We start from the raw sequence: 585 nt of genomic DNA on the forward strand, positions 1-585 counted from the left end.
ATCTATGGTTTATAGCCTACCTATAAGGGATTGAAACCTGAAACATTTGATACTTTTAACATCTCTATTCCTCCGTTTATAGCCTACCTATAAGGGATTGAAACTTCCAAATATTGTTATCGATTTTAATGATTGCTCTGTAGAGTTTATAGCCTACCTATAAGGGATTGAAACACCATTTAGCAAATTTTTCTTCTGTCATTTTTTGAATAGTTTATAGCCTACCTATAAGGGATTGAAACTGTAGCACATCAACACGGAATGGACTATAGAATTACCAAGTTTATAGCCTACCTATAAGGGATTGAAACTTCATATCTACAATGATAGGCTCAGTTAAACCATCAGGTTTATAGCCTACCTATAAGGGATTGAAACAATAATTATTTAAAATTTGAAATATAGTTTTTTCATCAGTTTATAGCCTACCTATAAGGGATTGAAACTCTTTTGCATTGTGTTTTGGACCTGTTGAATTGATACTGTGTTTATAGCCTACCTATAAGGGATTGAAACACGATTCATCATTTAAACCATTAGGAAGTGATTCAGACGTTTATAGCCTACCTATAAGGGATTGAAACT

General features: G+C 32.8%; 1 CRISPR repeat array.

Going from position 1 to position 585, the window contains the following annotated elements:
- Positions 1 to 7 precede the first annotated feature (7 nt).
- A CRISPR array of direct repeats spans positions 8 to 584; the repeat unit is 30 nt; unit sequence GTTTATAGCCTACCTATAAGGGATTGAAAC.
- The last annotated feature ends 1 nt before the right edge of the window (position 585 follow it).

This window comes from Caloramator sp. ALD01, assembly GCF_000472625.1.
GTDB classification, from domain to species: Bacteria; Bacillota; Clostridia; order Clostridiales; family Caloramatoraceae; genus Thermobrachium; species Thermobrachium proteoclasticum.